Below are 20,971 nucleotides of genomic sequence, written 5' to 3' on the forward strand. Positions count from 1 at the left end.
CAGGCTTTACACCTGTTTGAAATGTGTATGGTATTACCGTGCCTGATGGCGACCGAGATAAGGGTCCCAGTCTTTCCAGACCGGCTGCATTCCAGATGCGATCAGCGCATTTGCCACCTGCTGTGGATGGCGTTCGTCGTGCGCAGAGAACTGCTCCAGCTCGTTTTTACCATCGGCATAGCCGCCGGGCTGGGTTTTTGAAAAGGCACTAAGAGAATTAATTGCCAGTGGCACAACATGGTCGCGAAATTGCGGCGATTCACGCGTTGAAAGTGACTGTTCTACCTCAGGTGCAAACAGCCGGAACGCACAAATGACCTGTACCAGCTGTGCTTCATCCATTAGCGATGCAGGCTGAATCCCTCCCACGCACGGCCGTAAACGAGGGAATGCCACCGAATAGCGGCTCTGCCAGTATTTTTTTTGCAGCCAAAGCAGATGTTCCGCCATCATATAGCAGTCGGTGCGCCAGCAGCCCGATAGGCCGATCAGCGTTCCCAGGCCGATTTTGTCCATCCCGGCACGGCCCAGGCGATCAGGGGTTTCCAGCCGGAAAAAGAAATCCTGCTTGTTGCCTTTCAGATGATGCTGGCGATACACCATTGGATGATAGGTTTCCTGATAGACCAGCACGCCGTCCAGTCCCAGTTTTTTCAGCCCGATATAGTCCGCTTCACTCATCGGCTGCACTTCCATCATCAGCGAGCTGAAATGTGGACGTATGGCAGGCACATGTTCCCGGAAATAGTCCGCCCCGACTTTGCCCTAGTGCTCTCCCGTCACCAGCAATAGCTGATCGAACCCCAGTGCGCGGATAGCGCGGCATTCCCGCGCAATCTCTTGTGCATCCAGGACCTTACGTTTAATCCGGTTACTCATGGAAAAGCCGCAATAGGTGCAGTCGTTGGCACAAAGGTTGGAAAGATACAGCGGCACAAACAGATTTACCGCATGACCAAAGCGTTGTCGTGTCAGTAACTGCGCGCGTTGCGCCAGTGGCTCAAGATAGGCCATGGCTGCCGGGGACAGTAATGCCAGCAGATCTTCGCGACTCACCCTTTGTGCATTTAACGCCCGTTCAACGTCAGCAGCAGTTTTGCCGTAAATTCGCAGGCGAATATCATCCCAGTTCAGCTTTTCCCATTGTGAAATAAAGCTTTTCATTGCGCGGTTCCTTCAGTGAGGAATCGTGTCAGTGGGCTGGTGGCGCAGGCCTGTTGCTGGCGGCGGCCGGGTCCACTGCGGCAAGCCAGTGTGCCAGCGTCCACCGCCCGGCGGAAGGCGTGCGCCATATTGACTGGATCACTGGCAGTGGCGATGGCGGTGTTGACCAGCACGGCGTCCGCGCCCATCTCCATCGCCTCGCATGCGTGGCTGGGGGTGCCCAGTCCAGCATCCACGATCACCGGAACCTGTGCCTGTTCAATGATAATCGCCAGAAAATCACGGGTTTTAAGCCCCTGATTGCTGCCAATAGGTGCGCCAAGTGGCATCACGGCGGCGCAGCCGACCTCTTCCAGCCTCTTGCACAGCACCGGGTCGGCGTGACAATAGGGCAGTACGATGAAGCCCTCTTTCACCAAGGTTTGGGCGGCTTTCAGCGTTTCGATACCGTCGGGCAACAGGTAGCGAACGTCAGGATGAATTTCCAGCTTAAGCCAGTTTGTACCCAGTGCTTCCCGTGCCAGCCGTGCGGCGAAAATCGCTTCTTCGGCGGTTTTCGCGCCCGAGGTATTAGGCAATAGCTGTACGCCCAGCTGCTGTAATGGGTGCAGGATATCGTCATTGTTGCCGCGCAAATCGATCCTTTTCATTGCCAGGGTGACCAGCTCAGTCCTGGCGGCGTTCAGGGCTTCCAGCATCACAGCAGGGCTGGAAAATTTTCCCGTGCCGCTAAAGAGGCTGGAAGAAAATGTTTTATCGGCTATCTGTAACATGCTTAACCTCCGGCGATGGCCTGAAAAATAACCAGCTCATCCCCTTCCTGCAAGTAGCGATCTGCCCAGCGGTCGCGGGGCACAACATGCTGATTAACCGCCAGCGCAACACCTGATGACGGATAAGACAGCTGTTGTAGCAGCGCGGCCAATGTCAGTGTGGCTGGCAGAGTGAAAGCTTCATCGTTAATGATGATGTTCAAGGCCACCTCCGCATAGCGGGCATAAAGCGCTACGTTCAAGATTGAGCGTTCTCCAGGTTTGCTGGCGGCCATCAAACAGCTGCAGCTTGCCCGTAAGCGGGGAGGCCAGGCCCGCCAGCATTTTCAGGGCTTCCAGCGCCTGCATCGTTCCCATGATGCCTACCACCGGCCCCAGCACCCCTGCTGTCCGGCAGTTACGCGTTGGCTCGGCTTCATCCGGCCACAGGCAGCGGTAGCACCCATGCTGAAAAGGCGGCGTCAGCACCAGCAATTGCCCGCTGAAGCCTGTCGCGCTAGCACTGATTAGCGGAATGGCATGGTGCAGGCAGGCAGCATTTATGGCATGGCGTGTCGGCATGTTATCGCTGCAATCCAGCACCATATCGACCAACTTTATCGCCTGCTTTAAGGTGTCGGTATTCATGCTCTGATCCAGTGTGACAACCTCCAGCGTTGGGTTGAGTGACAGCAGATGCTGCCGGGCTATCTCCGTTTTCCGCTGCCCACTTTGATGGGTATGAAACAGAATCTGACGTTGAAGGTTGCTGATATGCACGGTATCGTCATCAGCCAGCAGCAGCGTCCCCACCCCTGCGGCGGCAAGGTAGAGCGCGGCGGGTGAACCCAGACCGCCCAGCCCAACGATCAGCACGCGACTGTTAAACAGCTTTTGTTGGGTATCAACGCCAAACTCCTCCAGCAGCAGCTGGCGGCTATAGCGCATAAAATCGCTGTCACTGAACATGTGGGTCGCCTCCCTGGCCTGCCAGCGCCAGAAGCTGCTGCGTGGCGCTTTGCCAGTTTGAAACCTGCGTAATGGCGCTGACCACGGCAATGCTGCCGACGCCGGTAGCCAGTACCACAGGGGCGCGCGCCAGGCTGATGCCGCCAATCGCAACGGTAGAAATTCCCGGCAGCCGGGAAACGTGGCGCTTTAGTTCTTCCACCCCCTGGGGTGCTGAGGGCATCTGTTTGGTTTGCGTTGGGAAGATATGACCCAGCGCAATATACGAGGGGCGTATGGCCAGCGCGCGATCCAGCTCCACATCATCGTGGGTGGACAATCCCAGCCGCAGACCGGCGCGCTGAATGGCCGACAGGTCTGCACTGTCCAGATCCTGTTGCCCCAGATGTACGCCATAAGCCTGATGTTTGATGGCCAGCCGCCAATAATCATTGATAAACAGACGCGCCTGGTAGCGATACCCCAGCGCGACAGCGTCCGCCACCTGCTGCCCGGCAGCGTCTTCCGTCAGGTTTTTAAGACGGAGTTGAATCGTACGGGCACCCGCGTCCAGCAGCCGTGAAATCCACGTAACGGAATCTACTACCGGATAAAGCCCCAGCTGCCTGGCCGTTGCCGGAAAGGGAGAAGGTTTCATACTTTTTCCTCCGACGAACCTGCTGTGACCGGCTGATACAGCTCCCCGCCCCGCTCCCGGAAAGCAGCTGACATGTTGGCCATGCCCACTTCAATCGCTCTGGCTTCGGCCTCCTGCCTTGCGGCGTATTCGCGCACTTCCTGAGTGATCTTCATCGAGCAGAATTTGGGACCACACATGGAGCAGAAATGCGCAACCTTACCGGATTCCTGCGGCAGGGTTTCATCGTGATAGGCTCTCGCCGTGTGGGGATCGAGCGCAAGGTTAAACTGATCTTCCCAGCGGAATTCAAAGCGCGCTTTCGACATGGCGTTATCACGGATCTGCGCGCCCGGATGACCTTTGGCCAGATCGGCAGCATGTGCTGCAATCTTGTAGGTAATAAGTCCTTGTTTAACATCTTTTTTGTTGGGCAGGCCCAGATGCTCTTTCGGCGTCACATAACACAACATGGCACAACCAAACCAGCCGATCATCGCCGCGCCAATGCCCGATGTGAAGTGGTCGTAGCCTGGTGCAATATCGGTGGTCAGTGGGCCAAGGGTGTAAAATGGCGCTTCGTGGCAGTGTTCCAGCTGTTCGGTCATATTGCGGCGGATCATCTGCATGGGTACATGCCCGGGGCCTTCAATCATCACCTGCACATCATATTCCCAGGCAATGTTGGTCAGTTCCCCCAGCGTACGCAGTTCAGCAAACTGAGCTTCATCATTGGCATCCTGAATGGAGCCGGGACGCAGGCCGTCACCCAGCGACAGCGATACGTCATAGGCCGCGCAAATCTCGCAGATTTCACGGAAATGCTGCCAGAGAAAGTTCTCCTGATGATGCGACAGACACCATTTTGCCATAATCGATCCGCCGCGCGAAACGATCCCGGTCAGACGCTTCGCCGTCATGGGTACATAGCGCAGCAGCACACCAGCGTGAATTGTGAAGTAATCCACCCCCTGTTCGGCCTGTTCCAGCAACGTATCGCGGAAAACGCCCCAGCTCAGATTTTCTGCAATGCCGTTGACTTTCTCCAGCGCCTGATAAATTGGCACGGTGCCAATCGGTACGGGGCTGTTACGCAGGATCCATTCGCGGGTTTCATGGATGTTACGCCCGGTGGAAAGGTCCATCACCGTATCCGCTCCCCAGCGGACGGCCCAGACCAGTTTCTCAACTTCTTCTTCAATGGAGGAGCTGACCGTCGAATTGCCAATATTGGCATTGATTTTCACCAGAAAGTTACGGCCAATAATCATCGGCTCCGATTCAGGGTGATTGATATTGGCGGGGATAATGGCGCGTCCGGCAGCCACTTCCTGACGAACAAACTCCGCCGTAATGGTGTCCGGGAACTGGGCACCGAAACTGTTGCCGGGATGCTGTGCCAGCAGTTCCTCGCTAAGGATGCGTGAGCGGCCCATGTTTTCGCGCAGTGCGATAAACTCCATCTCCGGGGTAATCGTCCCCTGGCGTGCGTAATGCAGTTGAGTGACACGACGCCCCGGCGTGGCTCGGCGGGTTTGGGCGCGGTGAGCAAAACGCAATGAGTCCAGCGAGTCATCCGCCAGACGCTGCTGGCTGTAGTTCGAACTAAGGTGTTCAATGGGCTGTGTGTCGTTACGTTCGGCGATCCAGTTTTTCCGCAGGGACGGCAGGCCGCGCTGTACATCGATAGCGGCTGCCGGATCGCCGTAAGGCCCGGCGGTATCATAAACCGGTACCGGCTCGTTTTCTTCAAATTGTGGGTTGCCGCCACTGCCGCCAATCGGCGTTGGACTGAGCTGGATTTCCCGCAGGGGAACCCGGATATCCTCACGGGAACCCGTCAGATAAATTCGTTTTGAACGGGGAAAAGCACTGCCCTGAAGCGATTCAATAAATTGTTGGGCTTCAGCTCGCTGTTCACGGCGGGTGGATTTTTTATCAACGGTAGACATAGCGCATTCCTCAGTAAGGGAAAAATGGCTTGTCTGGAGTTCGGCAGGAGTAAGTGCAGAAAATGATGCCCGTAGGGCGTCAGATCCGTACTGAATCGTTACTCTTGTTCCCTTCGCAGGTACTAACCTGATCAGGTTCCGCGGATCCCGAATAAACGGTCTCAGCCCCTAAGGGCACTCCGACAAGAAGAATTTTGCCACCTCACAGGGCAGCAGAATAAAAGTGGTCGCATACTTGCGACCACATGATTACCCTTTCATCATAAAAGGGCTTTCTGGAAACTACAAGGTTTTTACGAATCCATCGTTTTTCAGGCCGGACGCACCAGGGCAGCATTGTTAGCTGCATCCTCCAGCCGCAGAGCGTTCCTGTCCAGCGCCAGATTAATAAACTTGTCTTCCAGGGAGAAACGCGCTTCCAGCGCCTCTCCTATTTCTGACAGCGCCTGTTGAAATGCCAGATAGTTATCATCATCAATGGCATTTTCAAAATGAGAATCATATACCTGCATAATCTGCTCGGTGTTCGAACGTAGCGAAGGATAAATGATGGCTGCTTTTGCCAGCTGCTCGCTGCCTTCCATCTCTTTAATAAAGCGTTCGTAAATGGTGAAGTGGCCCGTGGAAAGATAATCCACAAGCGTCTGGCAGAAGGTATCCAGCGCGTTTTGATCGAGCGTGGTCAGCGAATCCTTGTTAGGCTTGATGCCAACCATTTGATAATAAGCAACCAGCAACTGCTTACGCGATTGCAGACAAAAGTCCACCAGGTCACTGCATCCGCCAACACGGGCGGTCAGAACGTTTAACTGGTTTAGCATGAGTGACTCCGTAAGTGTTATTTTTGATTGTCTGACTGCAATCCCGTGATACTGAATGCCTGTGAAGCGGAGGATGAGCAAACTTATGCAACGTGAGATCTCAAGCGTAGACGCTGGATGGTGGGTTGTCAGCCATGAACAGAAACTTTGGTTACCGGAGTGCCAGCTTCCGAAGGGGCGCGCCGATGCGTTGGGGCTGGTGGGTAGCCAGGGAATGTTGCTCGGTGAGTGGTTGGGCGAACCGGTTTTTCTGGTTTGCGCCAGCCGTAAAGAGGGAATGGCCTCGCTGCGGCAGTTGCTTGATCAGGATGTTGGTCTGTTCCAGCTTGTCGGGCGGGGCGTGCAGCTGGCTGAATTTTATCGGTCGCATCAGTGGTGTGGCTACTGCGGGCATAAAATGCGTCACAGCAGAACCGAATGGGCCTGCCTGTGCAACCACTGCCGTCAACGTTACTACCCGCAAATTGCTCCCTGTATTATTGTTGCTATTCGTCGTGACGACAGGATCCTGCTGGCGCAGCATACTCGCCATCGTAACGGTATTTATACGGTACTGGCCGGTTTTGTTGAGGTGGGGGAAACGCTAGAGCAAGCCGTGGCGCGTGAAGTGATGGAAGAAAGCGGCATTACGGTAAAGAATCTGCGTTATGTGTCGTCACAGCCGTGGCCTTTCCCTCAGTCGTTGATGATGGCGTTTATGGCCGATTATCACTGTGGTGAGATTGTCATCGATCCAAAAGAACTGCTGGATGCGGGCTGGTATCGCTTTGATGCGCTGCCGTTCCTGCCGCCGCCAGGCACTGTCGCACGGCGCCTGATTGAAGACACCGTTGCGCTTTGCCGCGCTGCGGAACAATGAATGTTATACTGCGCGACTGCAAACAGAGAGCCATAAACATGACTGAACTGAAAAATGATCGTTATCTGCGCGCACTGTTGCGCCAACCGGTAGATGCCACCCCCGTGTGGATGATGAGGCAGGCCGGGCGCTATTTGCCGGAGTACAAAGCCACCCGCGCCCAGGCCGGGGATTTTATGTCATTGTGCAAAAACGCAGAACTGGCTTGTGAGGTTACGCTGCAGCCGCTGCGCCGTTATCCGCTTGATGCGGCAATCCTTTTCTCCGATATTTTGACGATCCCTGATGCGATGGGATTAGGCCTCTGGTTTGAGGCTGGTGAAGGCCCACGTTTTTCATCTCCGGTGACCTGCCGGGCGGATGTGGAAAAGCTGCCCGTGCCGGACCCGGAACAGGAGCTGGGCTATGTGATGAATGCCGTGCGCACTATCCGCAAAAATTTACAGGGTCAGGTGCCATTGATTGGTTTCTCCGGCAGTCCGTGGACGCTGGCAACCTATATGGTGGAGGGTAGCAGCAGCAAAGCTTTTACCAAACTGAAAAAGATGATGTATGCGGAACCAGAAACGCTGCATCTGATGCTTGATAAGCTGGCGGACAGCGTCACGCTTTATCTCAATGCGCAAATCCGCGCCGGTGCTCAGTCGGTGATGATTTTTGACACCTGGGGTGGCGTGTTGACCGGTCGTGATTATTTACAGTTTTCGCTGCACTACATGCACAAAATTGTTGACGGGCTGCTGCATGAAAATGAAGGCAGTCGGGTGCCGGTCACGCTTTTCACCAAAGGTGGAGGCCAGTGGCTTGAGGCGATGGCAGAGACTGGCTGTGATGCGTTAGGACTGGATTGGACCACCGACATCGCCGATGCACGGCACCGTGTCGGTCACAAGGTAGCGTTGCAGGGAAATATGGATCCATCCATGCTGTACGCGCAGCCCGAACGTATTGAACAGGAAGTCACCTATATTTTAAACGCCTTCGGTCATGGCGAGGGCCATGTATTCAATTTGGGGCACGGTATCCATCTGGACGTGCCGCCTGAGCATGCTGGTGTCTTTGTGGAGGCGGTGCACAGGCTTTCCCGTCAGTATCATCAGGGATAACATGGACATCCAGGCATTAAAGCAAGAGCAGCTGAAACGTGCCGTAGAGGTGGTGCGTGAAGATGATTTTGAGGTAATGCCACCGCGCCTGATTGCCGGGGCGGATGTCGGGTTCGAACAGGGCGGAGAGGTGACGCGTGCTGCGCTGGTGATTCTGGATTACCCCTCTCTGAGGCTGGTGGAACACCATGTAGCGCGGGTTGCCACCACGATGCCTTATATCCCTGGCTTTCTTTCCTTTCGTGAATGTCCTGCGTTGCTGGCAGCCTGGCAACAATTGCAGCATCAACCCGATCTGCTGTTCGTTGATGGCCAGGGGATTGCACACCCCCGCCGCCTTGGCGTTGCCAGCCATTTTGGCCTGCTGGTGGATGTGCCAACCATTGGCGTGGCAAAACGTCGTCTGTGTGGCGAATGTGCACCGCTGGCGGCATCTCCCGGCTCCCGTGAGGCGCTGATGGATAAGGGCGAACAGCTGGGTTGGGTGTTACGCAGTAAGTTGCGTTGTAATCCGCTGTTTATCTCGCCCGGTCACCGGGTCAGTTCGGATACCGCGTTGCACTGGGTGGAAAACTGCCTGCAAGGTTATCGACTGCCGGAGCCTACCCGCTGGGCGGATGCGGTGGCATCACGTCGTCCTGCTTTCCTGCGGCTGTTGGCACAGGGTTAACCGTGTGGGGCGGATGCTTTTCGGTTACACTGCATGACGCGCACGATTTTGTTAAAGAGATTCCATCATGTTACGTAATCCGATCCACCTGCGGCTGGAAAAGTTGGAAAGCTGGCAGCACATTACTTTCATGGCTTGCCTGTGTGAGCGTATGAACCCGAATTATTGGGCATTTTGCCAGCAGACCGGCTTTGGTGAGGGGCAGCTTTATCGCCGTATTCTCGACCTAGTCTGGGAGACGCTGCTGGTGAAAGATGTCAAAGTTAACTTTGACACCCAGCTTGAAAAGCTGGAAGAGGCAATCCCGGCAGCGGACGATTACGATCTGTACGGTGTCTATCCTGCCATTGATGCCTGTGTTGCCTTGAGCGAACTGCTGCATTCCCGGTTAAGTGGCGATACGCTCTCCCATGCTATTGCCGTTAGCGAAGCGTCAATTACCAGCGTGGCGATGTTGGAAATGACGCAGGCGGAGCGTGAAATGAGTGATGAAGAGCTGAGAGAAAACCCTGCGGTTGAAGAAGAATGGGATATTCAGTGGGAGATTTTCCGCCTGCTCAGTGCCTGCGAGGAAAGAGACCAGGAATTGATAAAAGGACTGCGTTCTGATCTGCGGGAATCGGGTATGAGCAATATTGGTATAAAATTTCAGCAATAAGGTGAGAAAACCTGGCTTGAGGCCTGATTTGTAGCGCCTTAAGGCTTCACATTCGCCCCCAGTCTGGTCTACATTTGTGGGGCTGAAAAAAGTGGCTATCGGTGCGTGTATGCAGGAGAGTGCCAGAATCTGGTTTTTCCCTCGCACTCGATGTTTAGCAAGCGATAAATACACTGTAAGGACAACTTATGAACAAGACTCAACTGATTGATGTAATTGCGGACAAAGCGGACCTGTCTAAGACCCAGGCTAAAGCTGCCCTGGAATCCACCCTGGCTGCGATTACTGAGTCTCTGAAAGAAGGTGATGCTGTACAACTGGTTGGTTTTGGTACTTTTAAAGTGAATCACCGTGCTGAACGTACTGGCCGCAACCCGCAGACTGGTAAAGAGATTAAAATTGCTGCTGCTAACGTACCGGCATTTGTTTCTGGTAAAGCACTGAAAGACGCTGTTAAGTAATCGTGTGACGGTGAAAAGTTTTAAGCAGGGGGGCGTAAGCCCCTTTTGTTATCAACACTAAACCACCTCCTGTGGAGGTGGTCATCGTTCATGTGGGGCTTTGCCGGTAGAATGCTCATGCTAAATACTGCCCCGGTTTGTTACCAGCAAATCAAGGAGTAAATAGCATGAGCAGATATGAATCCGCTTCCCACGTATCCTATCGCTGTCAGTATCATCTCGTATGGACACCGAAGTACAGATACAACACCCTCAAAGGTAATCTCGGTAAAGAGGTTTACCGCAGCATCTACATTTACAGCAATATGAAAAAATGCACAGTAGTTGAGCTAAATGTGCAGATATATCATATGCATCTGGTGGTGAGGACGCCGCCGGGCTTGGGTGTTTCTGAGTTGATAGAATTTGTGAAAGGGAGAACGGACATCAGGCTGTTCGAGAAGTTTCCTTATCTCAGGAAGCACAAGCTTTGGTGTGACCACTTTTGGCAAAGAGGGTATTTTGTGGATTCGGTGGGTGCAAAAGAAGAAGTAATTCGAAGGTATGTGCGGTACCAGGACAAAGTTGTCAAAGAGGAAGAAGAAAGGCACATACAGCTCGGACTGGAAAGGTGGTGTTTAAGCCCCCTTTTAGGGGGCAGTGTCAAAGCCACCTGCTATGCAGGTGGCTTTTTACTCAGGTCAGACTTCACTGTCCACGCGTTGTTTTTCCTCCGCTGCTGTGTTTCTTCAGCGGCAACGATGTTTATTTTGTGTGGTACCCACACGATGACACCATTCTACCGTGCACGCCGTGCGTCGTGCATGAAATTATGTTGCCGTAGGTTGTGGCCACGACTTGCAGTGGTGGAAAGCGTTCTTTTATGTGGTACGGATGTGCGGTTACAATGATTGGGTTTTGTTGGAGATGGAGGATCTCACCATGTCAGTGGAAGAGGGGGTGAGATCCCTGGACACCGGTCATGCGCAGCATCAGGAAAAACACATAGAGTGTATACCTCTATGTCAAACAAAACATACAAGGACATCCGTTTCCGCACTCCAGCAGACCCTTTCTCGCTAGCGTGAAGCGCACCTTCCCTGGTGCATCAAGAGGCGAGTGCGGCCTGCGGTTATTGACGACCAATTGCCCGGTAGCCAATATCGCTGCGGCAAAAGCTGCCTTTCCAGGAAACAGATTTTGCGAGTGTATAGGCATGCTTTTGCGCTGCGGCAACATCGTCACCCAGCGCCGTGACGCACAATACGCGGCCGCCGTGAGTGATAACTCTGCCATCCTGCATGGTTGTGCCGGCGTGAAATACTTTACCGTCCGGTACTTCCTCCTGCGGCAGACCATGAATTTGATCGCCCGTGCTGTAGTTCCCCGGATAGCCGCCCGCCGCTAATACCACGCCCAGCGCAGGACGGGGATCCCACTGAGAGTCTTTGCTGTCGAGCTTGCCCTCTACTGCAGCGAGGCAAAGATCGACCAGATCTGACTGCAGGCGCAACATGATCGGCTGTGTTTCGGGATCGCCAAAGCGGCAGTTAAATTCGATCACTTTTGGCTGGCCATTTTTGTCAATCATCAATCCGGCATAGAGAAAGCCCGTGTAAACGTTCCCCTCGGCTGCCATACCGCGCACGGTAGGCCAGATCACCTCATTCATCACGCGCTGGTGAATGTCATCAGTGACCACCGGGGCGGGTGAGTAAGCGCCCATGCCACCAGTGTTAGGACCGGTATCGCCATCGCCAACGCGCTTATGATCCTGGCTGGTCGCCATTGGCAAAACATTTTCGCCATCAACCATCACGATAAAGCTGGCTTCTTCACCATCAAGGAACTCTTCCACCACAATACGGTGGCCTGCGTCACCAAAGGTGTTTCCGGCCAGCATATCCTGAATGGCCTCTTCAGCTTCCTGTAAAGTCATTGCCACGATAACGCCTTTACCTGCGGCCAGACCGTCAGCTTTGATGACGATGGGCGCACCTTTACTTCTTACATAAGTCAGGGCTTGTTCCACTTTGGTAAAGTTTTGGTATTCCGCCGTGGGAATCTGGTAACGGGCCAGGAAATCTTTGGTAAAGGCTTTGGAGCCTTCCAGCTGTGCTGCCGCCTGCGTGGGGCCAAAAATTTTCAGGCCCGCGGCGCGAAACGCATCAACCACGCCAATGACCAGCGGTGCTTCTGGTCCGACAATGGTCAAATCAATCTTTTCGTGCTGTGCAAAACGTAACAGGCCAGGAATATCAGTGGCGCTGATGGCTACATTCTGTAATGCCGGCTCAAGCTCAGTTCCAGCATTACCTGGTGCAACAAACACGGTTTCTGCCAACGGTGATTGTGCGGCCTTCCACGCCAGTGCATGTTCGCGTCCACCGTTGCCTATGACTAAAATTTTCATCATTTAATCCCTCATTAATGGCGGAAGTGGCGCATGCCAGTGAAGATCATGGCAATACCGTGCTCGTCAGCGGCGGCAATGACTTCTTCATCACGAATCGAGCCGCCCGGCTGGATGACGCAGCTCACGCCGACCGCAGCTGCTGCATCAATACCGTCGCGGAAGGGGAAGAACGCATCGGATGCCATGGCACAGCCTTTCACTTCCAGTCCTTCATCGCCCGCCTTAATACCGGCGATTTTCGCTGAATAAATACGGCTCATCTGGCCTGCACCTATACCAATCGTCATATTATCGCGTGCATAGACGATGGCATTGGACTTAACAAATTTGGCTACTTTCCAGCAGAACAGCGCATCGCGCAGTTCCTGCGTGGTTGGCTGACGCTTGCTAACCACGCTTAACTGACGTGTTTCTACTATGCCCAAATCGCGATCCTGCACCAGCAGCCCACCATTGACGCGTTTGAAATCGAGGCCAGACTGGCGTGACTGCCATTGTCCGCAGGTCAGCACACGAACATTTTGCTTACTGGCAGTAACGTTGAGCGCGGCATTACTTGCGGAGGGGGCGATGATAACTTCAACAAACTGACGGCTGATGATGGCCTGCGCGGTGCTTTCATCCAGCTCGCGGTTAAACGCAATAATGCCGCCAAAGGCTGACGTTGGATCGGTCTGGTATGCCAGCTCATATGCTTCAAGAATGGTGCTGCCAACCGCCACGCCGCACGGGTTTGCATGCTTCACGATAACGCACGCCGGCTCGCTGAACTCTTTCACGCACTCCAGGGCGGCGTCGGTGTCTGCAATGTTGTTGTAAGAAAGCGCTTTACCCTGCACCTGTTGCGCGGTAGCAACCGACGATTCTGAGAGATTCTCTTCTATATAGAAAGCCGCGTCTTGATGGCTGTTCTCACCGTAGCGCATATCCTGCTTTTTAATAAAGTTCAGGTTCAGCGTGCGTGGGAAGCGGCCAGCCGGCTCGTTGGTTTCACCATGATAGGGTGGGACCAGACTGCCAAAGTAATTGGCAATCATGCTGTCGTAAGCGGCGGTATGCTCAAATGCCTTAATCGCTAAATCAAAGCGGGTCGAAAGTAGCAGTGAATTATTATTGGCGTCCATTTCGTCAATAATCGCCTGATAATCGTTACTCTTAACCACAATGGCCACGTCTTTATGATTCTTCGCTGCGGAACGCACCATGGTTGGTCCGCCGATATCAATATTTTCAACGGCGTCTTCCAGTGAACAGCCTTCACGGGCCACGGTCTGGGCGAAAGGATAGAGGTTAACAACCACCATATCGATTGGCGAGATGCCATGTACCTGCATAATCTCATTATCTTGGCCGCGACGCCCAAGGATCCCACCGTGAACCTTAGGATGCAGCGTTTTGACGCGTCCATCCATCAGTTCCGGGAATCCGGTGTAGTCCGAGACTTCTGTCACGGGCAGGCGAGCGTCTGCCAGCAGGCGGGCGGTGCCCCCGGTGGAGAGCAGCTCGACACCGCGCTTTGACAGCGCCTGAGCAAATTCGAGGATTCCGGCTTTGTCAGACACGCTAAGCAGAGCACGGCGTACAGGACGAGGTTGTTGCATGAGGTTTATCCCTTGGCTTTGGTTCGCATAGATAAGAGCGTTACATCAATCTTAGTCATCTTCTTTCCTTAACAGAGCAAAGAAAAGGGCCAGGATTTTGCGGGGGCATTGTAGCGAAAACGTTTGCGCGATGCTCGTCTAAATTAGCCACTGTTAACGAATGTGGATAAGTTTGTGCATAACTGCGTATAAACAGCCATTTTGCTGTGGAATACAGCGAACGCGCTATTTTTCACAAATTAGGCCTTGTCAGGGCGCACAAACTCCCTATAATGCGCCACCACTGACACGGAACAACGGCTTCGGTGCCGCCGTGTTGAGAGGTTAAGCGAGCTGAACCGCCGGAGAAAAGCTGCGTAAAAGTGGTTGACTCTGAAGGAGGAAAGCGTAGTATACGCGACCTCGCGGCAGGAAGCGAAAGCACTGACCGCACCGCTCTTTAACAATTTATCAGACAATCTGTGTGGGCACTCGCAGGATAGATATCGGCATCTTCGGATGCAAAAATATCAAGTCTTAAGAGTGAACACGTAATTCATTACGACGTTTTCCTTGAGCACTGCTTCACGAGTTGAAGCAAATCAAACTTTAAATTGAAGAGTTTGATCATGGCTCAGATTGAACGCTGGCGGCAGGCCTAACACATGCAAGTCGAACGGTAGCACAGAAGAGCGTGCTCTTTGGGTGACGAGTGGCGGACGGGTGAGTAATGTCTGGGAAACTGCCTGATGGCGGGGGATAACCACTGGAAACGGTGGCTAATACCGCATAATCTCGCAAGAGCAAAGAGGGGGACCTTATGGCCTCTTGCCATCGGATGTGCCCAGATGGGATTAGCTGGCAGGTAGGGTAACGGCCTACCTGGGCGACGATCCCTAGCTGGTCTGAGAGGATGACCAGCCACACTGGAACTGAGACACGGTCCAGACTCCTACGGGAGGCAGCAGTGGGGAATATTGCACAATGGGCGCAAGCCTGATGCAGCCATGCCGCGTGTATGAAGAAGGCCTTCGGGTTGTAAAGTACTTTCAGCGGGGAGGAAGGGACGCTGGTTAATAACCAGCGGCATTGACGTTACCCGCAGAAGAAGCACCGGCTAACTCCGTGCCAGCAGCCGCGGTAATACGGAGGGTGCAAGCGTTAATCGGAATTACTGGGCGTAAAGCGCACGCAGGCGGTCTGTTAAGTCAGATGTGAAATCCCCGGGCTTAACCTGGGAACTGCATTTGAAACTGGCAGGCTGGAGTCTTGTAGAGGGGGGTGGAATTCCAGGTGTAGCGGTGAAATGCGTAGAGATCTGGAGGAATACCGGTGGCGAAGGCGGCCCCCTGGACAAAGACTGACGCTCATGTGCGAAAGCGTGGGGAGCAAACAGGATTAGATACCCTGGTAGTCCACGCTGTAAACGATGTCGATTTGGAGGTTGTGCCCTTGAGGTGTGGCTTCCGTAGCTAACGCGTTAAATCGACCGCCTGGGGAGTACGGCCGCAAGGTTAAAACTCAAATGAATTGACGGGGGCCCGCACAAGCGGTGGAGCATGTGGTTTAATTCGATGCAACGCGAAGAACCTTACCTGGCCTTGACATCCACAGAACTTAGCAGAGATGCTTTGGTGCCTTCGGGAGCTGTGAGACAGGTGCTGCATGGCTGTCGTCAGCTCGTGTTGTGAAATGTTGGGTTAAGTCCCGCAACGAGCGCAACCCTTATCCTTTGTTGCCAGCGATTTGGTCGGGAACTCAAAGGAGACTGCCGGTGATAAACCGGAGGAAGGTGGGGATGACGTCAAGTCATCATGGCCCTTACGGCCAGGGCTACACACGTGCTACAATGGCGCATACAAAGAGAAGCGACCTCGCGAGAGCATGCGGACCTCATAAAGTGCGTCGTAGTCCGGATCGGAGTCTGCAACTCGACTCCGTGAAGTCGGAATCGCTAGTAATCGTGGATCAGAATGCCACGGTGAATACGTTCCCGGGCCTTGTACACACCGCCCGTCACACCATGGGAGTGGGTTGCAAAAGAAGTAGGTAGCTTAACCTTCGGGAGGGCGCTTACCACTTTGTGATTCATGACTGGGGTGAAGTCGTAACAAGGTAACCGTAGGGGAACCTGCGGTTGGATCACCTCCTTAGCATAAGATAGCTTCATGCGCAGTGCTCACACAGATTGTCTGATAGAAAAGTAACGAGCGTAACCATACTGAGTCCCCATCGTCTAGAGGCCAAGGACACTGCCCTTTCACGGCTGTAACAGGGGTTCGAATCCCCTTGGGGACGCCAAAGTTATGTCTAGAGTATCTCAAAACTGGCTTACCCTGGTGGGAAGTCATGTTTGAGATATTTGCTCTTTAACAATCCGGAACAAGCTGAAAATTGAAACGACATGTTGTTGTCATTCTGGGTAACAGGAATGGCGTGATGACATGTACGGTCTCTCAATGCCTGCAACGGCATGCGTCCTGTGGACGCCTGTGGGTTGTGAGGTTAAGTGACGAAGCGTACACGGTGGATGCCCTGGCAGTCAGAGGCGATGAAGGGCGTGCTAATCTGCGATAAGCGTCGGTAAGGTGATATGAACCGCGATACCCGACGATACCCGAATGGGGAAACCCGGTGCACTTGTGCATCATTGCAGCATGAATACATAGTGCTGCAAGGCGAACCGGGGGAACTGAAACATCTCAGTACCCCGAGGAAAAGAAATCAACCGAGATTCCCCCAGTAGCGGCGAGCGAACGGGGAGGAGCCCGGAACCATCATCAGCTTGTGCATCAGTGGAAGCGTCTGGAAAGTCGCAGGGTACAGGGTGATACTCCCGTACACGAAGGTGCACATGCTGTGAGTTCGAAGAGTAGGGCGGGACACGTGTTATCCTGTCTGAATATGGGGGGACCATCCTCCAAGGCTAAATACTCCTGACTGACCGATAGTGAACCAGTACCGTGAGGGAAAGGCGAAAAGAACCCCGGCGAGGGGAGTGAAACAGAACCTGAAACCGTGTACGTACAAGCAGTGGGAGCACCTTCGTGGTGTGACTGCGTACCTTTTGTATAATGGGTCAGCGACTTGTATTCTGTAGCAAGGTTAACCGAATAGGGGAGCCGCAGGGAAACCGAGTCTTAACTGGGCGTTAAGTTGCAGGGTACAGACCCGAAACCCGGTGATCTAGCCATGGGCAGGTTGAAGGTTGGGTAACACTAACTGGAGGACCGAACCGACTAATGTTGAAAAATTAGCGGATGACCTGTGGCTGGGGGTGAAAGGCCAATCAAACCGGGAGATAGCTGGTTCTCCCCGAAAGCTATTTAGGTAGCGCCTCGTGAAGTCATCTGCGGGGGTAGAGCACTGTTTCGGCCAGGGGGCCATCCCGGCTTACCGATCCGATGCAAACTCCGAATACCGCAGAATGTTATCACGGGAGACACACGGCGGGTGCTAACGTCCGTCGTGAAGAGGGAAACAACCCAGACCGCCAGCTAAGGTCCCAAAGTCATGGTTAAGTGGGAAACGATGTGGGAAGGCCCAGACAGCCAGGATGTTGGCTTAGAAGCAGCCATCATTTAAAGAAAGCGTAATAGCTCACTGGTCGAGTCGGCCTGCGCGGAAGATGTAACGGGGCTAAACCATGCACCGAAGCTGCGGCAGCGGCGCGTAAGCGTTGTTGGGTAGGGGAGCGTTCTGTAAGCCGTGGAAGGTGTGCTGTGAGGCATGCTGGAGGTATCAGAAGTGCGAATGCTGACATAAGTAACGATAAAGCGGGTGAAAAGCCCGCTCGCCGGAAGACCAAGGGTTCCTGTCCAACGTTAATCGGGGCAGGGTGAGTCGACCCCTAAGGCGAGGCCGAAAGGCGTAGTCGATGGGAAACGGGTTAATATTCCCGTACTCGGTGTTGCTGCGAAGGGGGGACGGAGAAGGCTATGTCATCCGGGCGACGGTTGTCCCGGTTTAAGCGTGTAGGCTGTTTTTCCAGGCAAATCCGGAAAATCAAGGCTGAGGCGTGATGACGAGGCACCACGGTGCTGAAGTGACAAATGCCCTGCTTCCAGGAAAAGCCTCTAAGCATCAGGCAACAGAGAATCGTACCCGAAACCGACACAGGTGGTCAGGTAGAGAATACCAAGGCGCTTGAGAGAACCCGGGTGAAGGAACTAGGCAAAATGGTGCCGTAACTTCGGGAGAAGGCACGCTGGCGCGTAGGTGAAGGGACGTGCTCCCGGAGCTGAAGCCAGTCGAAGATACCAGCTGGCTGCAACTGTTTATTAAAAACACAGCACTGTGCAAACACGAAAGTGGACGTATACGGTGTGACGCCTGCCCGGTGCCGGAAGGTTAATTGATGGGGTTAGCGGCAACGCGAAGCTCCTGATCGAAGCCCCGGTAAACGGCGGCCGTAACTATAACGGTCCTAAGGTAGCGAAATTCCTTGTCGGGTAAGTTCCGACCTGCACGAATGGCGTAATGATGGCCAGGCTGTCTCCACCCGGGACTCAGTGAAATTGAACTCGCTGTGAAGATGCAGTGTACCCGCGGCAAGACGGAAAGACCCCGTGAACCTTTACTACAGCTTGACACTGAACACTGAGCCTTGATGTGCAGGATAGGTGGGAGGCTTTGAAGCGCGGACGCCAGTTCGTGTGGAGCCATCCTTGAAATACCACCCTTTAACGTTTGGTGTTCTAACCTTGCGCCGTGATCCGGCGCGGGGACAGTGTCTGGTGGGTAGTTTGACTGGGGCGGTCTCCTCCCAAAGCGTAACGGAGGAGCACGAAGGTTGGCTAATCCTGGTCGGACATCAGGAGGTTAGTGCAATGGCATAAGCCAGCCTGACTGCGAGCGTGACGGCGCGAGCAGATGCGAAAGCAGGTCATAGTGATCCGGTGGTTCTGAATGGAAGGGCCATCGCTCAACGGATAAAAGGTACTCCGGGGATAACAGGCTGATACCGCCCAAGAGTTCATATCGACGGCGGTGTTTGGCACCTCGATGTCGGCTCATCACATCCTGGGGCTGAAGCAGGTCCCAAGGGTACGGCTGTTCGCCGTTTAAAGTGGTACGCGAGCTGGGTTTAGAACGTCGTGAGACAGTTCGGTCCCTATCTGCCGTGGGCGCTGGAGAATTGAGGGGGTTTGCTCCCAGTACGAGAGGACCGGAGTGAACGCACCGCTGGTGTTCGGGTTGTCACGCCAGTGGCACAGCCCGGTAGCTAAGTGCGGAAAAGATAAGCGCTGAAAGCATCTAAGCGCGAAACTTGCCCCGAGATGAGTTCTCCCTGTGGCTTAAAGCCACCTTAAGGGACGTTGAAGACGACGACGTTGATAGGCCGGATGTGTAAGCGCAGCGATGCGTTGAGCTGACCGGTACTAATGACCCGTGAGGCTTAACCTTACAACGCCAGAGGCGTTCTGGTGAGTGTTGAGAGACGACACGATCGGTATTCAGCTTGTGACGGACAGAAGAATTTAGCACTGTTCTGCGGAGATGATTCCGAAGGATTTTGCGCTGAGAGGGCGGTAAGGAGCATACATGGGTATGTGACTGAGCGAGGCGATATCAGCACAAAAGGCACGGGACAGGGCACAAAGAATTTGCCTGGCGGCTTTAGCGCGGTGGTCCCACCTGACTCCATGCCGAACTCAGAAGTGAAACGCCGTAGCGCCGATGGTAGTGTGGGGTCTCCCCATGCGAGAGTAGGGAACTGCCGGGCATCATACAAGCGGACCCCCGGCCAGTGGCCGGGGGTTTTTGCGTCTATAGCTGGAAAAAAAAGCCGGAAAAAAAGCTGCGTGACCCGGTTAATCGGTTAGACTGTGCAGTTACCTTTACCTTCCTTAAGGCCGTCAGATGTTCAGCCAGTCCCCTTCCTTAACACCTTTTAACACCTTTGGCCTTGATGTCAGGGCAGAACAGATTGTTGTGGTCGCTTTCTCCCGTCCTGATGACCGCACGGGGAGCGGTGTCCCTGCCGGTGCTGCGACGCGTGGCGGTTAAGGCGACAGGTTGTCAGGGCCGTTGATGTTCATAAAAGCGCCGGTGCTTCCGTCGAAGGACACGGCGTGGCCGCCGGCCTGTTCAAGAAACAGCTTCACCCTGCGGCCTCCGCGGGCCAGAAAGCGCTCCAGCTGCCCTGCCAGACCGGCATTCAGGAGCGCCATTGCAGGATGATCTCCTTCCTCTGTACACGGCCAGACGGCTGGTGCTGCCAGTCTGGCGTGCCATAGACGCGCGACAAGATCCGGTGGCAGGAGCGGTGAGTCACAGGGTGTAAAAGCGGCCCATTCAGTATCAATATACTTTAGTGCAGCAAGCATCCCGGCTAAAGGACCAGCAAATCCTGGTATTGAATCAGCGATGACCGGCAGGCCACTCTGCTGATAAATCATAATGTTGCGGTTGGCGCTAATGCAGACTTTGTCCGTCTGTGGCGCTAATCGTGACAGGACATGCTGATAAAGAGCTTTCCCACGCCAGACGACCAATCCCTTATCTTTGTTTCCCATTCTGCTTCCTCGCCCTCCGGCAAGGATGACGCCTGTCATATCAGATTTGGGATAAGTCAAATAAAGGCTCATTACACTAACGCCCTCTTTTGTTGTGGATTTAAGCCTGATAACCTGACGGAAAATATCAATACAGGAGAGCCATCATGAACTGCCATCGTCTCAATGAATTGCTGTCATTACTACAGCCTGCCTGGCAGCAAGAGCCTGATATTAATCTGGTCGAGTTTCTACAGAAACTTGCTGTCGAAGCTGGATTTACGCAGCCGCTTAACGAATTAACCGATGATGTATTAATTTATCATCTTAAAATGCGTGGTGCGGATAAACATTCAGAAATTCCGGGACTCAAAAAGGATTATGAAGAAGATTTTAAAACTGCCTTGTTACGTGCACGCGGAGTAATTAAAGATTAAGTGCATGCAGCGGTCTGTCATCCACTGGTTTAAT

General features: G+C 53.9%; 16 protein-coding genes, 1 tRNA gene, 3 rRNA genes, 3 pseudogenes and 1 riboswitch. Of the genes and pseudogenes, 13 read left to right on the forward strand and 10 right to left on the reverse strand.

Going from position 1 to position 20,971, the window contains the following annotated elements; genetic code table 11:
* Positions 1 to 33: 33 nt before the first annotated feature.
* From thiH to LU633_RS01455, 7 genes and pseudogenes are all read right to left on the reverse strand, one after another.
* Positions 34 to 1,164: pseudogene (thiH, locus tag LU633_RS01425) on the reverse strand (2-iminoacetate synthase ThiH).
* Positions 1,161 to 1,937, reverse strand: a complete 777-nt coding sequence (locus tag LU633_RS01430) for a thiazole synthase (RefSeq protein ID WP_016191413.1) — start codon at positions 1,935 to 1,937, stop codon at positions 1,161 to 1,163. Before LU633_RS01430 ends, thiH begins: the two are co-directional and overlap by 4 nt.
* Positions 1,938 to 1,939: 2 nt before the next feature.
* Positions 1,940 to 2,140, reverse strand: a complete 201-nt coding sequence (gene thiS, locus LU633_RS01435) for a sulfur carrier protein ThiS (protein WP_016191412.1) — start codon at positions 2,138 to 2,140, stop codon at positions 1,940 to 1,942.
* Complete coding sequence (locus tag LU633_RS01440; protein WP_016191411.1) at positions 2,124 to 2,885, reverse strand: HesA/MoeB/ThiF family protein; 762 nt, start codon at positions 2,883 to 2,885, stop codon at positions 2,124 to 2,126. The genes thiS and LU633_RS01440 overlap by 17 nt, the downstream gene beginning before the upstream one ends.
* Positions 2,875 to 3,522, reverse strand: coding sequence for a thiamine phosphate synthase (gene thiE / locus LU633_RS01445; RefSeq protein ID WP_016191410.1), 648 nt, complete (start codon positions 3,520 to 3,522; stop codon positions 2,875 to 2,877). Before thiE ends, LU633_RS01440 begins: the two co-directional genes overlap by 11 nt.
* Positions 3,519 to 5,453 (reverse strand): phosphomethylpyrimidine synthase ThiC, encoded by a 1,935-nt coding sequence (thiC, locus tag LU633_RS01450; RefSeq protein ID WP_016191409.1) that lies wholly within the window; start codon positions 5,451 to 5,453, stop codon positions 3,519 to 3,521. Before thiC ends, thiE begins: the two co-directional genes overlap by 4 nt.
* Before the next feature lie 91 nt (positions 5,454 to 5,544).
* Positions 5,545 to 5,645, reverse strand: a riboswitch (TPP riboswitch).
* Between the two features lie 119 nt (positions 5,646 to 5,764).
* The gene (locus LU633_RS01455; RefSeq protein ID WP_016191408.1) at positions 5,765 to 6,274 is read right to left on the reverse strand and encodes an Rsd/AlgQ family anti-sigma factor; all 510 of its coding nucleotides are present in this window, start codon (positions 6,272 to 6,274) and stop codon (positions 5,765 to 5,767) included.
* Between the two features lie 85 nt (positions 6,275 to 6,359).
* On the opposite strand from LU633_RS01455, the gene nudC reads away from it, so the two are divergent.
* The 7 genes and pseudogenes from nudC to LU633_RS26055 all read left to right on the forward strand — a co-directional run.
* Positions 6,360 to 7,133 (forward strand): NAD(+) diphosphatase, encoded by a 774-nt coding sequence (gene nudC / locus LU633_RS01460; RefSeq protein WP_016191407.1) that lies wholly within the window; start codon positions 6,360 to 6,362, stop codon positions 7,131 to 7,133.
* A 38-nt stretch (positions 7,134 to 7,171) separates the two neighbouring features.
* Positions 7,172 to 8,239, forward strand: coding sequence for a uroporphyrinogen decarboxylase (gene hemE, locus LU633_RS01465; RefSeq protein WP_016191406.1), 1,068 nt, complete (start codon positions 7,172 to 7,174; stop codon positions 8,237 to 8,239).
* 1 nt (position 8,240) lies between these two features.
* Entirely contained in the window at positions 8,241 to 8,909 is a 669-nt protein-coding gene (gene nfi / locus LU633_RS01470) for a deoxyribonuclease V (protein ID WP_016191405.1), read from the forward strand.
* Positions 8,910 to 8,976: 67 nt separating this feature from the next.
* Positions 8,977 to 9,567, forward strand: coding sequence for a YjaG family protein (locus LU633_RS01475; RefSeq protein WP_016191404.1), 591 nt, complete (start codon positions 8,977 to 8,979; stop codon positions 9,565 to 9,567).
* Between the two features lie 188 nt (positions 9,568 to 9,755).
* Complete coding sequence (gene hupA, locus LU633_RS01480; protein ID WP_002438605.1) at positions 9,756 to 10,028, forward strand: nucleoid-associated protein HU-alpha; 273 nt, start codon at positions 9,756 to 9,758, stop codon at positions 10,026 to 10,028.
* 167 nt (positions 10,029 to 10,195) lie between these two features.
* A pseudogene (gene tnpA / locus LU633_RS01485) lies at positions 10,196 to 10,636 on the forward strand (IS200/IS605 family transposase); the annotation flags it as partial.
* 199 nt (positions 10,637 to 10,835) lie between these two features.
* Positions 10,836 to 11,090: pseudogene (locus LU633_RS26055) on the forward strand (hypothetical protein); the annotation flags it as partial.
* A 49-nt stretch (positions 11,091 to 11,139) separates the two neighbouring features.
* Here LU633_RS26055 and purD read toward each other — a convergent pair.
* Together purD and purH are read right to left on the reverse strand one after the other, a co-directional pair.
* Complete coding sequence (gene purD, locus LU633_RS01495; protein ID WP_016191402.1) at positions 11,140 to 12,420, reverse strand: phosphoribosylamine--glycine ligase; 1,281 nt, start codon at positions 12,418 to 12,420, stop codon at positions 11,140 to 11,142.
* 14 nt (positions 12,421 to 12,434) lie between these two features.
* The gene (purH, locus tag LU633_RS01500; RefSeq protein WP_016191401.1) at positions 12,435 to 14,024 is read right to left on the reverse strand and encodes a bifunctional phosphoribosylaminoimidazolecarboxamide formyltransferase/IMP cyclohydrolase; all 1,590 of its coding nucleotides are present in this window, start codon (positions 14,022 to 14,024) and stop codon (positions 12,435 to 12,437) included.
* A 590-nt stretch (positions 14,025 to 14,614) separates the two neighbouring features.
* Here purH and LU633_RS01505 point away from each other — a divergent pair.
* From LU633_RS01505 to LU633_RS01525, 5 genes are all read left to right on the forward strand, one after another.
* Positions 14,615 to 16,156 (forward strand): 16S ribosomal RNA (locus tag LU633_RS01505).
* Positions 16,157 to 16,228: 72 nt separating this feature from the next.
* Positions 16,229 to 16,304 (forward strand) — tRNA-Glu (locus tag LU633_RS01510).
* Positions 16,305 to 16,506: 202 nt separating this feature from the next.
* A 23S ribosomal RNA gene (locus tag LU633_RS01515) occupies positions 16,507 to 19,409 on the forward strand.
* Between the two features lie 203 nt (positions 19,410 to 19,612).
* A 5S ribosomal RNA gene (rrf, locus tag LU633_RS01520) occupies positions 19,613 to 19,728 on the forward strand.
* The 16S, 23S and 5S rRNA genes sit together here with 1 tRNA gene alongside, the layout of an rRNA operon.
* Before the next feature lie 137 nt (positions 19,729 to 19,865).
* The gene (locus LU633_RS01525) at positions 19,866 to 20,012 is read left to right on the forward strand and encodes a hypothetical protein (RefSeq protein WP_161796987.1); all 147 of its coding nucleotides are present in this window, start codon (positions 19,866 to 19,868) and stop codon (positions 20,010 to 20,012) included.
* On the opposite strand, the gene mobA is transcribed toward LU633_RS01525, so the two are convergent.
* Positions 20,009 to 20,521 carry a molybdenum cofactor guanylyltransferase MobA gene (gene mobA / locus LU633_RS01530; RefSeq protein ID WP_233481961.1) on the reverse strand — a complete coding sequence of 171 codons (513 nt, stop codon included), beginning with the start codon at positions 20,519 to 20,521 and terminating at the stop codon, positions 20,009 to 20,011. The two genes, LU633_RS01525 and mobA, sit on opposite strands and share 4 nt — an antisense overlap.
* A gap of 146 nt (positions 20,522 to 20,667) precedes the next feature.
* On the opposite strand from mobA, the gene LU633_RS01535 reads away from it, so the two are divergent.
* The gene (locus LU633_RS01535) at positions 20,668 to 20,937 is read left to right on the forward strand and encodes a YihD family protein (protein WP_016192285.1); all 270 of its coding nucleotides are present in this window, start codon (positions 20,668 to 20,670) and stop codon (positions 20,935 to 20,937) included.
* Positions 20,938 to 20,971: the final 34 nt, after the last annotated feature.

Source organism: Erwinia tracheiphila, from assembly GCF_021365465.1.
Classification (GTDB): domain Bacteria; phylum Pseudomonadota; class Gammaproteobacteria; order Enterobacterales; family Enterobacteriaceae; genus Erwinia; species Erwinia tracheiphila.